This window comes from Rheinheimera metallidurans (assembly GCF_036983985.1).
Taxonomy (GTDB): Bacteria; Pseudomonadota; Gammaproteobacteria; order Enterobacterales; family Alteromonadaceae; genus Alishewanella; species Alishewanella metallidurans.
Map to the genome: position 1 here is coordinate 27,615 of NZ_JALAHQ010000004.1, position 18,486 is coordinate 46,100.

17 protein-coding genes are annotated in these 18,486 nt (G+C 46.5%); 13 read left to right on the forward strand and 4 right to left on the reverse strand.

The annotated features are described in order from the left end of the window. Positions 1-21: 21 nt before the first annotated feature. The 8 genes from MN199_RS11985 to MN199_RS12020 all read left to right on the forward strand — a co-directional run bounded on the left by MN199_RS11985 (position 22) and on the right by MN199_RS12020 (position 8,426). On the forward strand, positions 22-897 hold the full coding sequence (locus MN199_RS11985) for a DUF3450 family protein (protein WP_335739570.1): 876 nt from the start codon (positions 22-24) through the stop codon (positions 895-897). Beyond that, the gene (locus MN199_RS11990; protein WP_335739571.1) at positions 894-2,201 is read left to right on the forward strand and encodes a MotA/TolQ/ExbB proton channel family protein; all 1,308 of its coding nucleotides are present in this window, start codon (positions 894-896) and stop codon (positions 2,199-2,201) included. Before MN199_RS11985 ends, MN199_RS11990 begins: the two co-directional genes overlap by 4 nt. Beyond that, positions 2,198-2,584 carry a MotA/TolQ/ExbB proton channel family protein gene (locus MN199_RS11995; protein ID WP_335739572.1) on the forward strand — a complete coding sequence of 129 codons (387 nt, stop codon included), beginning with the start codon at positions 2,198-2,200 and terminating at the stop codon, positions 2,582-2,584. Before MN199_RS11990 ends, MN199_RS11995 begins: the two co-directional genes overlap by 4 nt. Next, positions 2,584-2,988 (forward strand): ExbD/TolR family protein, encoded by a 405-nt coding sequence (locus MN199_RS12000; RefSeq protein ID WP_335739573.1) that lies wholly within the window; start codon positions 2,584-2,586, stop codon positions 2,986-2,988. Before MN199_RS11995 ends, MN199_RS12000 begins: the two co-directional genes overlap by 1 nt. A 1-nt stretch (position 2,989) precedes the next feature. After that, on the forward strand, positions 2,990-3,622 hold the full coding sequence (locus MN199_RS12005; protein WP_335739574.1) for an energy transducer TonB: 633 nt from the start codon (positions 2,990-2,992) through the stop codon (positions 3,620-3,622). Between the two features lie 18 nt (positions 3,623-3,640). Then, positions 3,641-5,029 carry a tetratricopeptide repeat protein gene (locus tag MN199_RS12010; RefSeq protein ID WP_335739575.1) on the forward strand — a complete coding sequence of 463 codons (1,389 nt, stop codon included), beginning with the start codon at positions 3,641-3,643 and terminating at the stop codon, positions 5,027-5,029. Between the two features lie 142 nt (positions 5,030-5,171). Beyond that, a complete protein-coding gene (locus MN199_RS12015; RefSeq protein WP_335739576.1) occupies positions 5,172-5,876 on the forward strand; it encodes a 2OG-Fe(II) oxygenase in 705 nt (234 codons plus the stop codon). A 204-nt stretch (positions 5,877-6,080) separates the two neighbouring features. After that, the gene (locus tag MN199_RS12020; RefSeq protein ID WP_335739577.1) at positions 6,081-8,426 is read left to right on the forward strand and encodes a TonB-dependent receptor domain-containing protein; all 2,346 of its coding nucleotides are present in this window, start codon (positions 6,081-6,083) and stop codon (positions 8,424-8,426) included. 28 nt (positions 8,427-8,454) lie between these two features. Here the strand turns inward: MN199_RS12020 and MN199_RS12025 are convergent, their stop codons facing one another. Both MN199_RS12025 and MN199_RS12030 read right to left on the reverse strand, forming a co-directional pair. Continuing rightward, positions 8,455-8,916, reverse strand: a complete 462-nt coding sequence (locus tag MN199_RS12025; protein WP_335739578.1) for a GNAT family N-acetyltransferase — start codon at positions 8,914-8,916, stop codon at positions 8,455-8,457. 68 nt (positions 8,917-8,984) lie between these two features. Beyond that, positions 8,985-10,226 (reverse strand): DEAD/DEAH box helicase, encoded by a 1,242-nt coding sequence (locus tag MN199_RS12030; RefSeq protein ID WP_132581026.1) that lies wholly within the window; start codon positions 10,224-10,226, stop codon positions 8,985-8,987. A 276-nt stretch (positions 10,227-10,502) separates the two neighbouring features. On the opposite strand from MN199_RS12030, the gene MN199_RS12035 reads away from it, so the two are divergent. From MN199_RS12035 to argA, 5 genes are all read left to right on the forward strand, one after another. Then, the gene (locus MN199_RS12035) at positions 10,503-11,315 is read left to right on the forward strand and encodes an Npun_F0296 family exosortase-dependent surface protein (protein WP_132581024.1); all 813 of its coding nucleotides are present in this window, start codon (positions 10,503-10,505) and stop codon (positions 11,313-11,315) included. Between the two features lie 158 nt (positions 11,316-11,473). Then, positions 11,474-12,832: a hypothetical protein gene (locus MN199_RS12040; RefSeq protein ID WP_132581022.1), complete on the forward strand. Its 1,359-nt coding sequence runs from the start codon at positions 11,474-11,476 to the stop codon at positions 12,830-12,832. Between the two features lie 84 nt (positions 12,833-12,916). Continuing rightward, complete coding sequence (locus tag MN199_RS12045) at positions 12,917-13,543, forward strand: DUF1190 domain-containing protein (protein WP_335739579.1); 627 nt, start codon at positions 12,917-12,919, stop codon at positions 13,541-13,543. A gap of 6 nt (positions 13,544-13,549) precedes the next feature. Beyond that, positions 13,550-14,698, forward strand: coding sequence for a glutathionylspermidine synthase family protein (locus tag MN199_RS12050; RefSeq protein WP_335739580.1), 1,149 nt, complete (start codon positions 13,550-13,552; stop codon positions 14,696-14,698). Between the two features lie 237 nt (positions 14,699-14,935). Further along, the gene (argA, locus tag MN199_RS12055; RefSeq protein ID WP_132581016.1) at positions 14,936-16,255 is read left to right on the forward strand and encodes an amino-acid N-acetyltransferase; all 1,320 of its coding nucleotides are present in this window, start codon (positions 14,936-14,938) and stop codon (positions 16,253-16,255) included. On the opposite strand, the gene MN199_RS12060 is transcribed toward argA, so the two are convergent. Next, a complete protein-coding gene (locus MN199_RS12060) occupies positions 16,256-17,332 on the reverse strand; it encodes a glycerol-3-phosphate dehydrogenase/oxidase (RefSeq protein WP_132581014.1) in 1,077 nt (358 codons plus the stop codon). Between the two features lie 12 nt (positions 17,333-17,344). After that, positions 17,345-18,451 (reverse strand): glutamate 5-kinase, encoded by a 1,107-nt coding sequence (gene proB, locus MN199_RS12065; protein ID WP_335739581.1) that lies wholly within the window; start codon positions 18,449-18,451, stop codon positions 17,345-17,347. Positions 18,452-18,486 lie beyond the last annotated feature (35 nt).

Sequence of the window (18,486 nt, forward strand, 5' to 3'; positions counted from 1 at the left end):
TCAGTGCACGGTTTTGACATAATGCACCATCTGTTAACCTTGTGGTCACGACCCAAACGCTGGCAAAACATGCAAAAACTTTATCAAAACTCGAAAAATATCGCCTTAAAGCATTGTTTATTAGCTATTTTTCTTATATATCCACTCTCTAGCGCCGCGACTACACCGCAAGCTGTTCAGCAATTAGATGCGTTGGTACAGCAATGGTTAGCCTTAGAGCAGCAACAGCTACAAATTCAACAAGACGGCCAGCAGCGTAAGCAAAGCCTGCAACAGGGCATCAGTTTACTGCAGGCAGAACAAAAGCAGTTGCAACAAGTACTTGAGCGTAACAACAAGCAAAACAATGCCGTTGACGAAAAGCGCAACGAACTGCTGGCCCAGCAGCAGCAACTAGAACAGCAGCAACAGCAAGGCACAAAAAAAATTGCGGCGTTATTACAACAAGTACAAGTAATGCAACCGCAATTACCGCCACCGTTACAACAGTTATGGCAACAAGAGCTAGATAGCTTGTCAGATAGCGCTGATAGCTCAATTAAATTACAACGGGCATTATTTTTACTGGGTAAGCTAGCCGAGTTTCAACAGCGGCTTAGCCTAGATGATATGACGCTAACTACAGCAGAGGGCCAACAAGTACGAGTGCGCCAGCTGTATTTAGGCGCCAGCCAAGCTTGGTTTAGTAGCGCTGATGGCAGCTACACCGGCATAGGTTTCCCAGCCAGCACCGGCTGGACCTGGCAGTTTGATAACAGCATAGATAGCGCACCAATACTTAGTGCCATTGCCATACTAGAAAAGCGTGCCCAAGCTGAGCTTATTAGCCTACCTATTCAGCTTTCTGGCGAAACCTCTACTCATACCGGCGCGGCCGTACAGGAGAAAACGCCATGAAACCAAGCCGTTTTCTGCTTAGTATAAAACAGATTATTACCCTTACCGGTATGGCGTTACTGGCAACAACAACGCTAACTGCAGCGGCAGCCGATGTGAATGCCTCAGTACTAGCCGATATTCAAAAAGCCCAACAAACATTAAGCAGCACAGAAAAACAAATTAGCCAGCAACAACAGCAGCTCACTACGCAATATCAAGCGTTGCAGCAGCAAGTGCAGCAACTTAGAGAAAAAACCGCAGTGGCGCGACGGGCTGAAGATGAAAGCACGTTAGGCTTAAACCAGCTAACTGAGCGCTTAAAAGGTTGGCAAGATCAGCAGCAGTATCAGAAAAATCAGCTGGCCAGCTTTATTCGTCAGCATCATTTAGCCGTTACCGACACTAATCTGAATAACCAGTTACAAGCTGCCAGCGCTTATGCGGCACAGTTACAGCAAAGCCTTTATCCGCAGTGGCAAGCACGCGATATTATTCAGCCAAATGGTGAATTAATTAATGCCAAGGTGCTTAGCGCTGGGCCCATTAGTTGGTACTGGTTAGCACAACAACAGCAGGGCGGTTTATTAGCTCATCGCAGTAATGATGCAGAAGTACCTACCGTTGCGCTGCCATTTAGCGATAACTCGGCGCTAGCGCAATTACAACAGCAATCACGCGCCGAGCTGATGTTTGATCCCAGTTTAAACAAGGCGTTACTGAAAAGTACTCAGCATGAATCAGCGGTTAGTCATATTAGTAAAGGCGGCGTTTGGGCCCTGCCTATTTTAGCTTTTGCCTTGGTGGCCTTAGTTATTGCGCTGCATAAAGCGTGGCAACTTTGGCGCTTACCCGCGGTGCAAACGGCAAGCTTACCTAATGCTCGCGTACAACACACTAGTGGTTTTGCCCAGCAATTAGCCAGTTGTAGCGAAAAACATGCGATTGGCCATCAACGCGACGACGCACTATTTGCCGTGTTGCAACACAGCCGGTTAACGTTAGATGCGAGGTTAGGCGCTATTGCCGTAACCGCGGCTGTGGCACCGTTATTAGGCTTGCTCGGCACGGTTAGCGGCATGATTGAAACCTTTAATATGATGACGTTGTTTGGCTCTGGCGACCCGCAAGTGGTATCGGGTGGTATTGCCCAAGCGCTTATTACTACCGAACTCGGCTTAGTAGTCGCCATACCGGCGCTGGTATTACATGCGCTGCTGTCACGCAAAGCCCGTAGCTACTATCACCAGCTTGAAGCTTTAGCCTTAAGCCTATCGCAAAGCCCGCAGCCTCAGTCTGCCATTACTCAGGAGCATGCAGCATGATCTCAATGTTATTCGACAACCTTGTTTGTTGGTTAATTTTAGCCGCAGCGTTAGGTAGCTATCAGCTGTTATTACAAGAATGGCTATTGCTGCGCCAAGGTAACTGGCAACAGTGCGGGCAATGGCAACAATTTAATACCGTACTTATTGCTAGCATGCCGTTATGCGGTTTGCTTGGCACCATTGTTGGTTTGCTAAGTGTATTTGCTGGTATGGCATCGGGTGGCAGCGGTGCCGCTGATTTAAGTGCAGGCATTGGCGAAGCGCTATTTACCACGCAACTGGGTTTAACTTGCGCCATTCCAGCTTGGCTATTGCAGTCATCGGTAAGCAGCAAATTAAACCGTGCGCGCATTAATCATCTGTGCCTGCAGGAGGCATAATGCAGCAGCGATTAGGCCAACGCTTAGAGCAGCAACATCAGGGCATTGATATGTCGCCGTTGCTGGATGTGGTGTTTATTCTGCTTATTTTCTTTATTGTTACTACGGTGTTTGTGCGTGAAACCGGTGTAGACGTTGATAAGCCACAAGCCGTATCAGCCAGTCAACTTGAGCAATTGGTCATACTGATCGCTATTACCGATCAAGGCGCAGTATATTACGACGGCAGCAATATTGGTGTAGACGGCGTACAACCCACTGTTGAGCAGCTGTTACGTGAACGTACGCGCCCCGTAGTGCTGCAAGTAGACAAAACCGTACCCGCTGACTTATTAGTGAAAGTACTTGATGCCGCTAAACTTGCCGGTGCCAGCCAAGTAAGCCTAGCCACGGTAGCCGAGTAAGATGCACTCGCGTATACGTTTAATCGCCTTTGGTTTAAGTATTTTATTACTAACAGCCGCGCTCGGCATGATGTGGTATTCCCGCCAATTTCAGCCATTAGCCGAACAAAAATTACTGGTGCGGCCAATTGATCTTGCTAGCCTACCGGTACCACCACCACCGCCGCCACCTAGCCCACCGCAGCCAGTTACCAATACACCGGTATTAGATGTGCAAGTAAATACCCATAGCGCAGTGCAAATACCCACACCGGATATTACGCTAACGAAACCGCAATTAGAGCTCAACGCGCCTAAACCACAGGTGCAGCAGCTGCAATGGCAATCGTTACAGATGGAAATAAATGCCTTTAGCCTTGATCAACTAGATGCACTGCCTGTGCTACAAACGCCGCTTAATGCCGTATTTCCACGTAGTTTAAGCCGACAGGGCGTAAAAAATGTTCGCGTAAAACTAGATATACTGATTGATGAGCACGGCAAGATCACCCTGCTTGATATTGTCGAAAACCCGTACCCTGAACTTAAACCTGAAATTGAACGCATTGTACGCAATAGCCGTTTTAGTATGCCAACTAAAGCTAACGAAGCGGTAAGCGCTCGGTTTATTTGGCCAGTAGAATTTAAACCTTAACTGCGGAATGGTTAAACGATGACATCTTTTTATAAAATCGCCGTATTCAATACAAAAGTATTAAAAACAGCAGTAGTGGGTTTGGTTATATTTGCCAGTTCAAGCTGGGCTAACACTTTACAAGTGAAACTGGCCGAGCCGGTATGGCAGGTTATGCTAAATAATACCGCTATTGCTCAACGCACTGCCGCAGTTAGCCCAGTGGAACTTGGTTTTTCGCGCCAACTACAACCGTTATTACAGCAAAAAGATTATAAAGCCATTGCCGAGCTATTTAACCAGCGCCCGCTACAAACTGATAGCGCCGCACTGCAAGTGCTACGTGGTCAGGTATTGCTGTCGCTACAGCGTTATGACGACGCCGTAACGGCCCTGCAAGCCGCACTAAAGCAGCAGCCAGATTTAGCGCTAGCACATCAAGCCATTAGCTTAGTGTTTATGCAACAGCAGCAATATACCCAAGCCCGACCACATTTAGTCGCGGCCATTAATTTAGGCGTTGCCGATGCCCAAGTGTATGGCCAGTTGGCGTTTATTAACCTACAAACCGCCCAGCCGGCCAGCGCCGTCGCGGGCTATCAACAAGCACTAATGCTTGAACCCGATAACAACCAATGGCAGCAAGGTTTACTGTATGCGCTAATTCAAAGCCAAGCGTGGCCACAAGCACAAGCGATGCTTGAACAACTCTTGCAGCAACAGCCTGACAATAAAACGCTATGGTTGCAGCGTAGCCAACTGGCGCTCAGCCAGGGTAATTCAAACCAAGCTTTAAGCAGTATTGAAGTGGCGCTGCGTTTAGGTGAAAACAGCGCAGAAAACCTGCTATTAGCGGCGCAACTACACCTTGCCCACGGTAGCGCCGAGCATGGTGTTAGCTTATTACAACGCGCCATTATCGCTGGTGGTAACAAAAGCGATGCGTGGCATACGCCATTATTGCAGGCCGTACAGTATTTAACTTACCAGCAACAATGGTCGGCTGTACGGCGTTTATTACAAAAACCACACTTACCCACTGAACGCTTAACGGCAAAACAGCAGTCACAATTAGCCTTGGTACAAGCACAGCTAGCAACGGCAGATAAACAACCTAAACAAGCGCTAAAGGCCTTGCAGCAAGCGGTAGCGTTAGACCCACTAGCCGGTGATGCCATATTGGCTTTAGCCCAGTGGTACGAAACTCAGGGCAATATTGAATTAGCCAGCATTAACTACAGCCGTGCCGCTACCATTAGCGAAGTAAAATTGTCAGCATTACAACGGCAAGCGCAACTGGAAATTAATCGGCAACAATATCAAATTGCGCTGCGCTTATTACAACAGGTACGACAATTAGCCCCACAACGCCAAGACATTGCCGACAACATTCGCAGTTTGCAGCAATTGGTGCGGCAACAAAGTTAAAACGAGACTAAATAGTAAGTTAGGCCACTTTCACCCAAGCGCAGAATGCAGTAAGGTAACAGACCATTAACGCACATTGCGCTTTATATTCTACTGTTATTCTGCGCTCTACCTTGCTAAAAATCAGTCCTGAGTAACTGCAATGACCGACTTTATTGAAATTTATGACAATGCCCTATCAACTGATTTTTGTCAGCAACTGATCAACACTTTTGATGCCAGCCCACACACCACACAAGGCCGTACCGGTGGCGGTGTAGATTTAACGAAAAAGCACAGTACCGACCTGTATTTATTTCAACATGCTGAATACCAGCCGTTACTGCAGATTATTTTGCAGGCCACTACCCATTACGCCGCTGAATATTTCAAGAAGTACCATTTTGCCTTAATAGGCCCGGTTGGCTTAACTATTAGCCACCCGCAAACCGGCCAACCCGTGGCTATTACCCAAGATAATTACGCAGAGCTGGGGGCAAATAAAGCGGTTGATTTTATGCGCGCACTGTATCGGCTAGGGCCAATACAAGCGCAAAAATATCAGGCAGGTATTGGCAACTATGGTTACTGGCATAGCGAAGTTTACCCGCAACAAGGCAGCACCGAGCCATTGCATCGTGCCCTATTGTTTATGTTTTATTTAAACGACGTGGCCGAAGGTGGCGAAACCGAATTTTATTACCAGCAAAAGTCGATTAAGCCTAAAGCAGGCCGCATGGTAATTGCCCCAGCCTACTTCACCCACACCCACCGTGGCTGCATTCCCATATCAAACGATAAGTACATTCTTACCAGCTGGATTCTATTTAACCACGCCGAGCAAATTTACGGCGCAGCAACAGCCTAAAGCGGCGGCTGGCCACTTAACAGCCAGCCTTTTAATTCCTACCTATTTTTCAGTAAATTAACTACCCACTGTAATTCACTACTTATTCAACGATTAATTCCAATTGTTGTTGCTTTACTCAATGGTAATAATTATCATTCGCCACATTGTTTACATAGCGATTTATTTCAGCTTTAAGCTAAACCTTTCCCTCAAGGAGTTTCCATGTTGTTTCGTTTAACCACAGTTGCTTGTGCCATTGCTGCAGCTTTTTCGTTACCCTTTGCCCAAGCAGAAAGCGTAACTGCAGCCAGCGCGGCAGCAGCGGATCACAATATAGAAGTTATTGTAGTAACAGCGTCAGGTTATGAACAAAAGTTGGTTGATGCCCCTGCCAGTGTGTCAGTAGTAACACGTGAAGATTTACAAAATAAATCCTTTACCAGCTTAGCTGATGCGCTACGCGATATTGAAGGGATAGACGTCGGCAGTGGCCAAGATAAAAACGGCAACATTAGTATTACTATGCGCGGTTTACCCGCTGATTATACGTTGGTATTAATTGATGGCCGCCGGCAAAGCGACGTAGGTGATATTGGGCCAAATAACTTTGGCAACAGTCAGTTTATGTATATGCCACCGCTTGAAGCAATTGAACGTATTGAAGTAGTACGTGGGCCAATGTCTACACTGTATGGTGCTGATGCTATTGGTGGCGTTATTAATATTATTACGCGTAAACAGCTAGATAGCACCCACGGCAGTATTACCGTTAGTAGCAACCTACAGCAAGATAGCCAATACGGTGATGACAAAAAAGCTGACCTTTATCTAACTGGCCCAACTGGCGCGAGCAGCTTAACCTATGCACTGCGTGGTAGTATTTACGACCGCGATGAAAGTGCGCCAACCTATAGTGCAAACTTGCCTTTGCCTGATGGCTCTACTTGGGTAGATGAAGGTAGCTTTGGCGATAAAAAAATTGTTGCAGCAAAAAACTGGAACCTAGGCGGCACGTTAAACTACGCCCTTAGCGAACAACAATTTATTAGCCTTGAATACGATATTGCCAAACAACGTTACGATAACACTGAAGGTCAAACCGGCACCTTAGACAGTGCAACCAGTTTATGGCGTGCTAGCGGTGCAGGTGTGATCCAACCTCGGGTGGGCTACACGCCATACCAGCGCGTAGAGCGAGAGCAATGGATACTGGCACACGTTGGCCGGTTTGATTTTGGTACACTAACCAGCAGCATTACACAAAGCCGCAGTGAAAACTTTGGCCGCTCTTTACCGCTTACCGTAGAAGAGCGCGGTGAGCTGCAAACCATATGGAACCAGCAAGTTATTGCTCAAGGTAAGAGTAAACCCGCTTTAACGCCAGCATTAGCCGAGCAATTACAGGCGCAATTTTTACCGCGCCCTACCCGTACCCTGCAAATTGATAACTTAATTATTGATACCAAACTGGAGTCGCAATACCAAGATCATTACTTTGTGCTAGGCGCGCAGTACTTTAACGCCGAAATGGAAGATGGTGTATTTGGTATGTATGGCGACGGTTTTCGCGATGGTACCAGCCAAACCCATCGTCAAGTAGCCGTTTTTGCTGAAGATAGCTGGGAGTTTGATCCTGAGTTTACCGCTACCCTAGGTGCTCGCTTTGATAACCATAATATCTTTGGTAATCAATTTAGCCCGCGTGCTTACTTAAACTACCGACCAACTGAACAATGGACGGTTAAAGGTGGCGTAAGTACCGGTTATAAAGCACCTAAGCCTAACCAGCTATTCTCTGGTATTACCGGTTTTGGTGGCCAAGGCGTTAGCCCTTTTGTTGGTACGCCCGATTTACAACCTGAAACCAGCGTAAACTATGAGCTAGCCGCTTACTACAGCAATGATATGTTTAGCGGTAATATTACGCTGTTCTATAACGATTTTAGCGACAAAATTATTAATCAAGACAACCTGCCAAACTGCGAAACGGCCGCAGCAGGTACACCTTGCGTGGATATAGGCCCAGGCTGGGCAGAGCTTGGTTACAACAGCTTTACTCAAGCGGCTAACGTGGACAAAGCAGAAACGCGCGGCGTTGAGCTATCAGGTAAGCTTAACGTTACCGACAGTATTAGCCTAACGGCCAATTACACCTACACCGACAGTGAAGTTAAAAGTGGCCGTGATGCTGGCTTGCCCTTAGTTAGTACGCCAAAAAATATGCTTAATGCTACAGTTAACTGGCAGTTGCTGGACGATTTCAGCATGCAACTGATTGCTGAAGTGCGTGGTGAGCGTTTTCGCGGCACCGCTAATATCAGCGGCCCTACTGGCCCTGAAACCATAAGCCTGTATTACAAATCTTATGAATTACTGCACCTAGGTGCTAAGTATCAGTATTCAGATCAGTTAAGCTTTAGCGCGCGTATTAATAATCTGTTAGACGACGATTTATCTAGCCGTACCTGTTTATTGGCCGACACCCAAGACACTTATAACTGCACCGCCGATTACAATACAACAGAAAAAGCACGCAGCCTGTGGTTAGCATTAAGTTATAAGTTTTAATTCAGAAATAGCAGCACAACAAAACCGGTTAGCTAATGTTAACCGGTTTTATCATTTTTAAATGCGGAATATCGTCTTCTAAATAAGGCTCGCCGGCAGGCTTAAAGCCCAATTCTTGGTAAAACTGTTGCAGGTAACACTGCGCAGAAATATGAATATCGGTATTGGGCCATAAAGAATTTACCACCTTTAGGCTTTCACTCATTAGCACTTGGCCCAAACCTAAACGACGCGCGGTTTGCGCAACACAGACACGGCCGATAGCAGGAAAATCAGCAAAACCAATATCGGGTGCTAATACGCGAGAATAGGCGATAACTTTATCGCCTTTTTGCAAAATAATATGCTGGGTTTGTGGATGTACGTCTTTGTCATCCAGCTCGGGGTAAGGGCAATTTTGCTCTACCACAAACACATCTACCCGTAGTTGCAATAAGCTATATAGCGTGTAAATGTTTAATTCGTTAAAGGTTAATACCTGCCACTGCATTAATACTGGCTCCTTGGCTGCGTAAAATATTACTATACCAGAGCCAGCTAACCGATGCTGTATGTGTATTAGCTTGAACGTGCCAGCGGCCGCTGTCCGTCGCGATGGCCCGGTTTGGCTACCTTGGGTTTCTTCGGTTTATACGGCTTGGTATTAAGCTTTATTTCAGGCACGGTATTTACCGGCGCAAAACCTTCTAACAGCGCGCGTGGAATATGTTGCTTAATTAAGCGCTCGATACCTACCAGCTCTTTGGTTTCATCGGCGCACACTAGCGAAATAGCATGCCCGGCTGCACCAGCACGACCAGTGCGACCAATACGATGTACATAGTCTTCTGCCACGTTAGGTAATTCATAATTTACAACCTGCGGCAGCTGATCAATATCTAAGCCACGCGCAGCAATATCAGTCGCGACCAAGGCTCGCACTTTCCCAGCTTTAAAATCAGCTAAGGCTTTGGTGCGCGCATTCTGGCTTTTATTACCATGAATAGGCGCCGCATTAATACCGGCAGTTTCTAAATGCAGGCTAAGTTTATTCGCCATATGCTTGGTTTTGGTAAAAATAAGCACCTGTTGCCAGTTATTATCCAGAATTAACTTGGTTACTAATGCCGCTTTACGGTTTTTATCAACCGGATAAATAAGCTGCTCTACGCGCTCCGCCGTGGTGTTTTCTGGGCTAACTGATACTTCCAGCGGATCATTTACTAAACCTTTGGCTAATTTACGAATGTCCGCAGAGAACGTGGCCGAAAACAGCAGGTTTTGTCGCTTCTTTGGTAACAAAGCCAGCACTTTTTTAATATCATTAATAAAGCCCATATCTAACATACGGTCGGCTTCATCTAATACCAGCACTTCCAGTTGCGTAAAACGCACTGCATTTTGCTGATACAAGTCTAATAAACGGCCTGGTGTTGCCACTAAAATATCAACGCCGCGGCGCAGCGCCATCATTTGCGGGTTAATTTTTACACCACCAAATACTACCGTACTTTTTAACGGCATATATTTACCGTATACAGCGACACTTTCTGCAACCTGCGCGGCAAGCTCACGCGTTGGCGTTAAAATTAATGCCCGTACTTGGTTCGGCTGCACTTTAGGGCCGTCATTTAATAAGTGTAATAATGGCAATGTAAAGCCAGCAGTTTTGCCAGTACCGGTTTGCGCGGCAGCCATTAAGTCTCGGCCAGCTAACACCGCAGGAATAGCCTGCTGCTGAATAGGAGAAGGTGTAGTGTAGCCTTTTTCAGCAATGGCCTTTAACAGCGCTGGTGCTAGGTTTAAATCAGTAAATTGCATGCGATATCCCGCAGTTATTGCTGCGAAATATATCTGCCGCAGCTGCAGTTGTCTCTAAAACAGAGGGCGCGTATCTTACAGTAAATGTGCGAACACTGCGAGTAACCATTACGCCAGCACCAACTTTACACTGTCGACTTTGTTTACAATTGTATTTAAATGTAAGGCACGAAAGTTAAGCAAAACCAGAAAATACAGCCAGTTAAAACTCTGGCATTAATTATGCTCTATCACGCTTAGAGTACACAACGCATCACAATTTATACCGAGGTTTATATGAAAAGCTTTAAACGGATTTTACTAACAACAGCTGCCTTAGCCTGCTTTTCATCGCAAGCCACATTAATGGTTACCTACGGTGGCCAAGCCGCTACTGATGGCTCTGGCTTAACCAGCAACTATATCGACCCAAGTAATTTATTAGATCCTGCTAATGGCTTCTTTATTGAAACCTTTGACAGCGCTACGCAAATGGTAGGTTTTGGTGCAGGCAGCACCGCCTATAATGACGTTAAACAAAGCGGCCAAAGCGGCTGTGCGGTCAACTCATTATTTGCTGGCTCAGCAATTCAAGTGTCAATGTCGGGTTCAGATGCCTTTAACACTCGCCAGGGTTCTGCCGGTTATGCTGCTGCACCAGCTAACGACAACACCTGTTTTGGCTATACACCAGCCGAAGGTGGCAGCTTACCGTCATCAATTACTATTGATTACAGCAGCATTCTTGCCTCTGGCGCAGGTATTAATTACCTAGGCGTGTACTTTGGTTCTATCGACGTTTATAACTATTTAGAATTTTTTGATGGTAATGGCGATTTAATGGATACGCTGACTGGCCCACAAATTTTAGGCAACAACGGTGGTGTCAGTGGTAATCAGATCGCACCGGGTTCAAACGTGTATGTAAATATCGATTTTACCGGCACGGGTTTTACCAGTTTCCGTTTCACTTCAACCGGCGTCGCTGCTGAATTTGATAACATTGTAGTTGGCACGTCTAATCGCCCAACTCAAGTGCCAGCACCGGCGAGTTTATTATTATTAGGTGCAGGTTTATTAGGCCTTAGCCGTCGTAAAATTTTCGGCTAATCTAATTAGCTCAAAAAAAGCCAGCTTGCTGGCTTTTTTTGTTATTGCCTCGACAATAATGCGCAACGACAGCCACCGCTTAGCTAAAACACTGGTCGCTTTATTCAACTACTAAGATCAGGTATTGTAAGCACCTAACTTATCGCGGAGACGCCTGCTTGCGTTCATCAACTTTGTCTGCTGACAGCAGTTTTATGCGCGAATTAAAACGCTTGCTACAGGCACTTACTTCGGTAGCTGACGCGGATAGCTTAGTCAGCCTAATTAATGATATGCATCACTTTATTCGCATGACTAATAATATGCCGGTTAGTGATGCCGTGATCGCAAAACCAGAACTAATGCCGCAATTAACTTTTTTAGCTGAAAAGGTGTTGCGCTTAAGCGAAGGTAATAACCAAGCTGACACCTTAGTGCGCTCGGCACGTTTATTAGGTAGTCTGCAATTAACCGCCCCAGACTCACCGAGACGTTGGCGCGAACTGCAATTTGGTTACAAACTACTATACCGTGCGGCGCTAACACTACGTTTACTTGAGCATGCGCTTGAGCATAAACTACTAACCGATAACACGTTATTGCACCATTATACTGCTCGCCGCTTTGCCGACGATACCTGCCCCTTTCGTGTAAACGTGCAGCTACCACTAATAATAGCGGTGATGCTACTAGATTGTGGTCAACTGGATATTGATGCTATTACGCTACTTACTGGCTATGCTGGACAATATGACGCTAACCGCAGCATGCAACACCAAGAACGACAGCGCTACCTTGCAACGAGTAAGGTGGCAATGGCTCGATTACTGGATGAGGCTTTACAACTTGTGCCCTATCGCGGTAACAGTAAGCGAGAACAACAACTGCATCAGCTGCAACAACAAAATAATATAAAATTTATTAAACAGTTATTAAGCCAGAGCATTAACTCGGATGGCCCACTAGCCCCTTTACTTAGTCTCCCTCAGGTGTACAGCTCTATTGTGCTGCCAGGTAGAGACCGCTACCAATATGAAGCGCTACCTAAAGCCAGCTTATTATTAAAAGATGGGGTCAATCGTGGCCAATTTCCAGCTAACTGGGTTCAGCAGCTGATTAATATCGTCGGTATCTTTCCGCAAGGTTATGGTATTGCTTTTATACCTACTCAGCATGACAGCGGCTACGCAGAAAAATACGAGCTAGCAATAGTAAACCAGCTATACCCAGCCAAATTAGCTGAACCCTTATGCCGCATTGTCAGCCGCAACTTACAATATCGCCGCGGCGGCCATAATTGTCAGGTTAGCCTTGCGCATAATTTATATTTTAAACCCGCACGTGATCGGCTATCAGTTATTCCCACTGCGCGTTTAAAAGAAATTTTAATGCAGCTTAGCGCCGACTGGGAGCCCGGCCAAATTCGCCGGTTTTTACCGCGCTGCTGGCAACCACAGCAGTTTTTTAGCCAAAGCACACATCAAAATTTATGGAACCAAGCGCCAAACCCAATAACTTACGCCAAAACAAAGTATTAAATAAACTCCATAATATTGCACTAATTCACTTGTATTACTGTCGCCTTTTGCGCAGGATCCCACCAAGCTATTAAGGAGTCTTTGATGAGCAACATATTTAAACGCAGTAAAGCAGCCCGCTTAATTATGATGGTACCGGCAGCCGGTTTAGTATTAGCCGGTTGCAGTGAAAAGCAGGTAGAAGTGCAGGTATTTAATAGCCCTGACGAATGTGCAGCCTATTATAATCCGCCGGCAGAATGTAAAGCTGCTTTTGCTGAAGCACAAACTTTGCACCCGCAGGTCGCACCGCGCTATGCCAGCCAGCAAGAATGCGAAACAGATTTTGGCACTGGCCAATGTGAAAACGCCCCCGTACTGGCGGCAAACAATACTGAGCAGCGGTCACAAAGTCAGCAAAGCAGCGGTTTCTTTATGCCGATGATGATGGGCTTTATGGCTGGGCAAATGTTAAGCCGTGGCGGAATGGCAAGCGCACCAGCGCAACCAACAGCCAGTGCAGCACGCAGCGCTGTCGCAACACAGCCGCTATATAAATCTCGTGACGACCGCAATACCTTTCGCACCGCAAGTAATACTGCTGTAGCGTCAAAACCCGGTGCCACTAGTGTGCGCCCATCTGCGGTACAACCTAAACCGGCAACACTGGCAAAACGTGGTGGTTTTGGCTCTCAAGCAGCCAAGCGCAGTGCTAGTAGCACAGGTGGTTAATTAGCGATGAAACGAGTAAACAGCACCCCACGCCCTGGCTGGCAGGCGTTTGCCGAAAGTGTTGGCTTTAATTTCCATACTTTTGACGGTGAGCCATACTGGGATGAAAGTGCTTACTATCAGTTTAGTTTGCAACAAATAGAGCACGATTTAGAACAGCCAACTGAAGAGCTACATCAGATGGCGCTTGATCTGGTTGCCGACATTGTTACTAGCGAGCAACAGCTACAACAGCTCGCTATACCTGAACAATTTTGGCAGGCAGTGCGCGACAGTTGGCAAAGTCAGCAACCGCATTTATACGGCCGCATGGACTTTAGCTACAATGGCAGCGGCCCAGCTAAGTTGCTAGAGCTAAACTACGACACCCCAACATCGTTATACGAAACGGGCTTTTTTCAGTGGGTATGGCTAGAAGATCAATTAATGCGCGGCGCGCTACCTCAGGGTGCAGATCAGTTTAATTCATTACAAGACAAGCTACAGCAGGCCTTTGCCGAGCTTAATCTGGCACAACCCTTTTACTTTGCTAGCGTCGCCGACAGTACCGAAGATAGAGGCACTGTTGATTACTTAATGGATATTGCGCTACAAGCTGGCGTAAATTGCCGCTACATTCAGCTGGAACAACTAGGCGACATTGACGGCCAATTGGTCGATTTAGACGGCTTTCCTATTCAAGGTTTGTTTAAGCTGTACCCATGGGAATTTATGCTGCAAGAAGAGTTTGCCAGCACGGTTATCAGCAGCCAAACCCAGTTTATAGAACCGCTATGGAAATGCTTGTTGTCAAATAAAGGCATACTGCCAATGTTGTGGCAAAAGTATCAAGGCCACCCTAATTTATTACCAACATTTTTCGATGACGGCAGCACATTAAAACATGGCTGGGTGCGCAAGCCCTTGTTCTCACGCGAAGGGGCCAATATCGAATTAGTAACCAACAGTGGAAAATTATTCAAACAAGACGGGCCTTATACCGATAGCGGCTATATTCGCCAAGAGTTAGCGCCTTTACCAAAGTTTGCTGATAGTTATGCGCTAATTGGCAGCTGGGTAGTTGGCGACAGTGCCGCCGGCATTTGCATTCGCGAAGATAACAGCTTAATTACCAAAGACAGTTCGCGGTTTTTACCACATATTATTCTCGATTAACCTTAACTACCTGAGACAGCAGGTTGTTTTAACCTGCTGTTTACGGCTAACCACGATAACTTTTCTTATTTCCCTACAACTTAAAACAGCATATTTATGCGAAAAGCATGGATATAAAACCAACCGTATTTTAAAATGCAAAAACTATACTGGTGTTAACGTTGGCGTTTTTGCTTCAAGCTGCCATCTTTATATCTTACAAACCAACTCTCTTTGCTAAAAGGACACCTGCTACCCGTGCGAACTACTGAACTTGTTTCCGGTTTTCGGCAATCTGCCCCCTATGTTAACGCGCATCGCGGCAAAACCTTCGTGGTTATGTTGGGCGGTGAAGCCATTACCCAACCTGGCTTTCGCAGCATTATTAACGACATTGCCCTACTAAACAGTTTAGGTATAAAAATAGTCCTGGTTTACGGCGCGAGGCCACAAATTAATGCCGCGTTACTACAAGCGGGGCTTGAGCCGGCTTACCATAATCGGATACGAATTACTGATGACGACTCGTTTAAGCTAATAAAACAGGTTGCCGGCGCTTTGCAGCTTGATATAACCGCACGGCTATCTATGAGTTTAAGCAACACACCGATGCAGGGCGCACAAATAAACGTGGTTAGCGGCAACTTTGTCATTGCCCAGCCGTTAGGAGTAGATGAAGGGGTAGATTACTATCATAGCGGCAAGGTACGCCGGATTGATGCGGCAGGTATTCGCCGCCAGCTGGACAATAACGGCATAGTGTTAATGGGGCCAATAGTAGCGTCCGTAACCGGCGAAAGCTTTAACCTTACAGCCGAAGATATTGCCACCCATGTCGCAATAAAACTAAAAGCCGAGAAGATGATTGGCTTTAGTGAAATTGGCGGTATTTTAGATGAAAATGAAAAAATAACGGCTGAACTAATGCCAAATGCCGCTGAGCGTATATTACAAAATATGCAGCAGCAACCGATTGATTGCCCTAGCACTATGGCATTTTTACATGCCGCTATTACCGCTTGCCGCGCTGGTGTGCCGCGCTGTCACTTAGTAAGTTACGACGAGGATGGTGCCTTACTGCAAGAACTATTTTCTCGCGACGGTATCGGCACACAAATTGTCACTGAGTCGGCAGAAAAGTTACGCGCCGCTACTATTTCCGATATTGGCGGTATTTTAGATTTAATTCGCCCTCTAGAGCAGCAAGGCCTGTTAGTGCGCCGCTCTCGTGAGCAACTAGAAATGGAGATTGATCAATTTACCTTGATTGAACGTGATGGCTTAGTTATTGGTTGTGCCGCACTGTATCCCTTTACAGATGATAATGTCGGCGAATTTGCCTGCTTAGCCGTGCACCCAGATTACCGTGATGCCGATCGTGGTAGTTTGTTACTAAAAAGCATTATTCAGCAAGCGCGCCAACGCAAGTATGAGAAATTATTTGCTCTTACCACGCGCAGTATTCACTGGTTTTTAGAGCAGGGTTTTGAATTGCTAACAGTAGAAGATTTACCCGCACAAAAAAAGCAGCTGTATAACTATCAACGCCGTTCAAAAATTTTAGCAATTACCCTGTAGTTATTTAGTCAGCGTTTTAGCTACCTGCACGGCGACATTTTTACCCAGTGCCCGTGCTGTAGTCCATTTGCCACCCGATACGGTTAATAATTGCCCTTGCCAGTTTAGTTGGTATTCACGGCTGGCTCTGCTTGCGTCGGCACTACCACCAAGTAAAGGCCGCACACCAGCAAAATCGTCCAATACCGCTTCAGTCTGTTGCTGCGGCTGAAAGTAGTGGTTATATACCTTCAGTAAGTAATCTCGCTCTGCTGCAGAGCACTGTATCGGCTCATTTAGCTGTTGACGCACTTCAGTAGTACCTAATAAGGTTTTACCTTGATAAGGTAACACAAACACAATGCGCGCCTCTCCTGGCACTTCAAGCATATGGCCGTAACGGCTTATTGCGGGTAGTAGCAGATGACTGCCGCGCACCAAGTCTAAAGGCTGTTGCGGTAACGAAGATTGCTGTAATAACTGCTGGCTCCAAGGGCCCGCCACATTTACTACGCGATCAAACTGCTGCCAGCCGGTTGCTAGCAGAATTTTTGCCTCTGTTGTTACCTGCAGTACTGGGCTATGTTCAAATAACATTGCGCCCGCTTTAGTGCATTGTTCCGCCATCCACAAACCTAGCTTGGCGTCATCCATCTGACCATCAAAAAATAAGTAGGCACCCTTCAACCCCTCAGGCTGTAACTGCGGCGAACAGCGCAGTGCTTGTTGCGGCGTTAACCAACGATGCCGACCAATACCTTTGCGCCCAGCAAAACTGTCGTATAACCATAAACCTATTTTTAGTTGCCAACGGGCACGACGAGAATCTTGATATAACGGATATAGGATTGGCAGCCTGCGGGTAAGCTGTGGCGCTTTTTTTAGCCACCAGCGCCGCTCTTGCAGCGCTTCACGCACTAAACGAAACTCTCCCTGCTCTAAATAGCGCAAACCGCCGTGCAATAATTTAGACGAGGCTCGGCTAGTGGCCTGCATTAACTTGTCTCGTTCAAATAGGCTAACGTCATGCCCTGCCAAAGCCAGTTGCCACGCACTGCTTAAACCATTGATACCGCCACCTACAACTGCAATTTTCATTGGCAACCCACCTTAATTAGCTAACGCGATATCATCTCGATGCACCACGGCTTCGCTGGGACAAAAACCTAAAACGTCTGCAATTCTTTGGCTGTGCAGACCTTTAATTAACTGCAGTTCAGTGGCGCTATATTGGCTGATGCCTTTGGCTAATTGCTTACCGGCATTGTCGCATAACCAAATTGCATCACCCTTATCAAACTGCCCATCAATGCTCACTACGCCTTTAGCCAGCAATGAGGCACCTTTATGCAATAGTGCTTGGGTTGCGCCAGTATCAAGCATAATACTGCCTTGGCTTTTAAGGCTGTGTAATAGCCAGTGTTTTTTCGCGCTTAGCCGGTCCTGTTGTCGCATAAACAAGGTGCCGGCTGGTTTGCCATACAACAACGCATCAAAACTATCTGCCTTTTGCCCGTTTACTATTAACGTATCGATACCCTGGCGCGTCGCTTTGTCGGCCGCTTGAATTTTTGTTAGCATGCCGCCAGTGCCAATAGCATGGTGGCTACCTCCTGCCATGGCATATATATCGGCATTAATTTGGGCTACTTGGGCGATAAAACGTGCATCTGGCGTGGTACGCGGGTTTGCCGAATATAGGCCGTCAATATCAGAACAAATAATCAATGCATCAGCATCAACAACTATCGCTACCATCGCAGCCAAATTATCGTTATCACCCACTTTTAGTTCAGCCGTTGCCACGCTGTCGTTTTCATTAACAATCGGCAGCACTTCGTTAGCAAGCAAAGTACGCAAGGTATTATCAATATTTAGGTAACGTCGACGGTTAGCAAGATCATCATGGGTAAGCAAAATTTGCGCGCAGCGAAAATCAAATAAATGGCTCCAAGTTGCCATCATTTCTGTTTGGCCAACCGCGGCCATAGCTTGCTTAATATTAATCGGCAACGGTTGATGTGGAAATGCTATTGCGCCCCGACCAGCGGCAACACTACCTGATGACACCAGCACTACTTCGATGCCTTGCTGGCGGCATTCACTAATAAAGCGAGCAATAGCTAATAAATAACGAGTCGAACAGCCTTTTGCGGTAGGAGAAATTAGCGCACTGCCAACTTTAATAACAATACGCCGCCAGCCAGAATTTAACATAACACACCTAAATGCTACCCTTGTAGCAGCAGCTT

Bases quoted from the DNA above. Each gene is read 5' to 3' on its own strand.
- MN199_RS12035 (WP_132581024.1), top strand. From the start codon at position 10,503: ATGAAAAGCTTTAAACGGATTTTACTAACAACAGCTGCCTTAGCCTGC.
- MN199_RS11995 (WP_335739572.1), top strand. From the start codon at position 2,198: ATGATCTCAATGTTATTCGACAACCTTGTTTGTTGGTTAATTTTAGCC.
- MN199_RS11985 (WP_335739570.1), top strand. From the start codon at position 22: ATGCACCATCTGTTAACCTTGTGGTCACGACCCAAACGCTGGCAAAAC.
- MN199_RS12025 (WP_335739578.1), bottom strand. From the start codon at position 8,916: ATGCAGTGGCAGGTATTAACCTTTAACGAATTAAACATTTACACGCTA.
- MN199_RS12000 (WP_335739573.1), top strand. From the start codon at position 2,584: ATGCAGCAGCGATTAGGCCAACGCTTAGAGCAGCAACATCAGGGCATT.
- MN199_RS12030 (WP_132581026.1), bottom strand. From the start codon at position 10,226: ATGCAATTTACTGATTTAAACCTAGCACCAGCGCTGTTAAAGGCCATT.
- MN199_RS12050 (WP_335739580.1), top strand. From the start codon at position 13,550: ATGAAACGAGTAAACAGCACCCCACGCCCTGGCTGGCAGGCGTTTGCC.
- MN199_RS12005 (WP_335739574.1), top strand. From the start codon at position 2,990: ATGCACTCGCGTATACGTTTAATCGCCTTTGGTTTAAGTATTTTATTA.
- proB (WP_335739581.1), bottom strand. From the start codon at position 18,451: ATGTTAAATTCTGGCTGGCGGCGTATTGTTATTAAAGTTGGCAGTGCG.
- MN199_RS12045 (WP_335739579.1), top strand. From the start codon at position 12,917: ATGAGCAACATATTTAAACGCAGTAAAGCAGCCCGCTTAATTATGATG.
- MN199_RS11990 (WP_335739571.1), top strand. From the start codon at position 894: ATGAAACCAAGCCGTTTTCTGCTTAGTATAAAACAGATTATTACCCTT.
- MN199_RS12060 (WP_132581014.1), bottom strand. From the start codon at position 17,332: ATGAAAATTGCAGTTGTAGGTGGCGGTATCAATGGTTTAAGCAGTGCG.
- MN199_RS12010 (WP_335739575.1), top strand. From the start codon at position 3,641: ATGACATCTTTTTATAAAATCGCCGTATTCAATACAAAAGTATTAAAA.
- MN199_RS12015 (WP_335739576.1), top strand. From the start codon at position 5,172: ATGACCGACTTTATTGAAATTTATGACAATGCCCTATCAACTGATTTT.
- MN199_RS12020 (WP_335739577.1), top strand. From the start codon at position 6,081: ATGTTGTTTCGTTTAACCACAGTTGCTTGTGCCATTGCTGCAGCTTTT.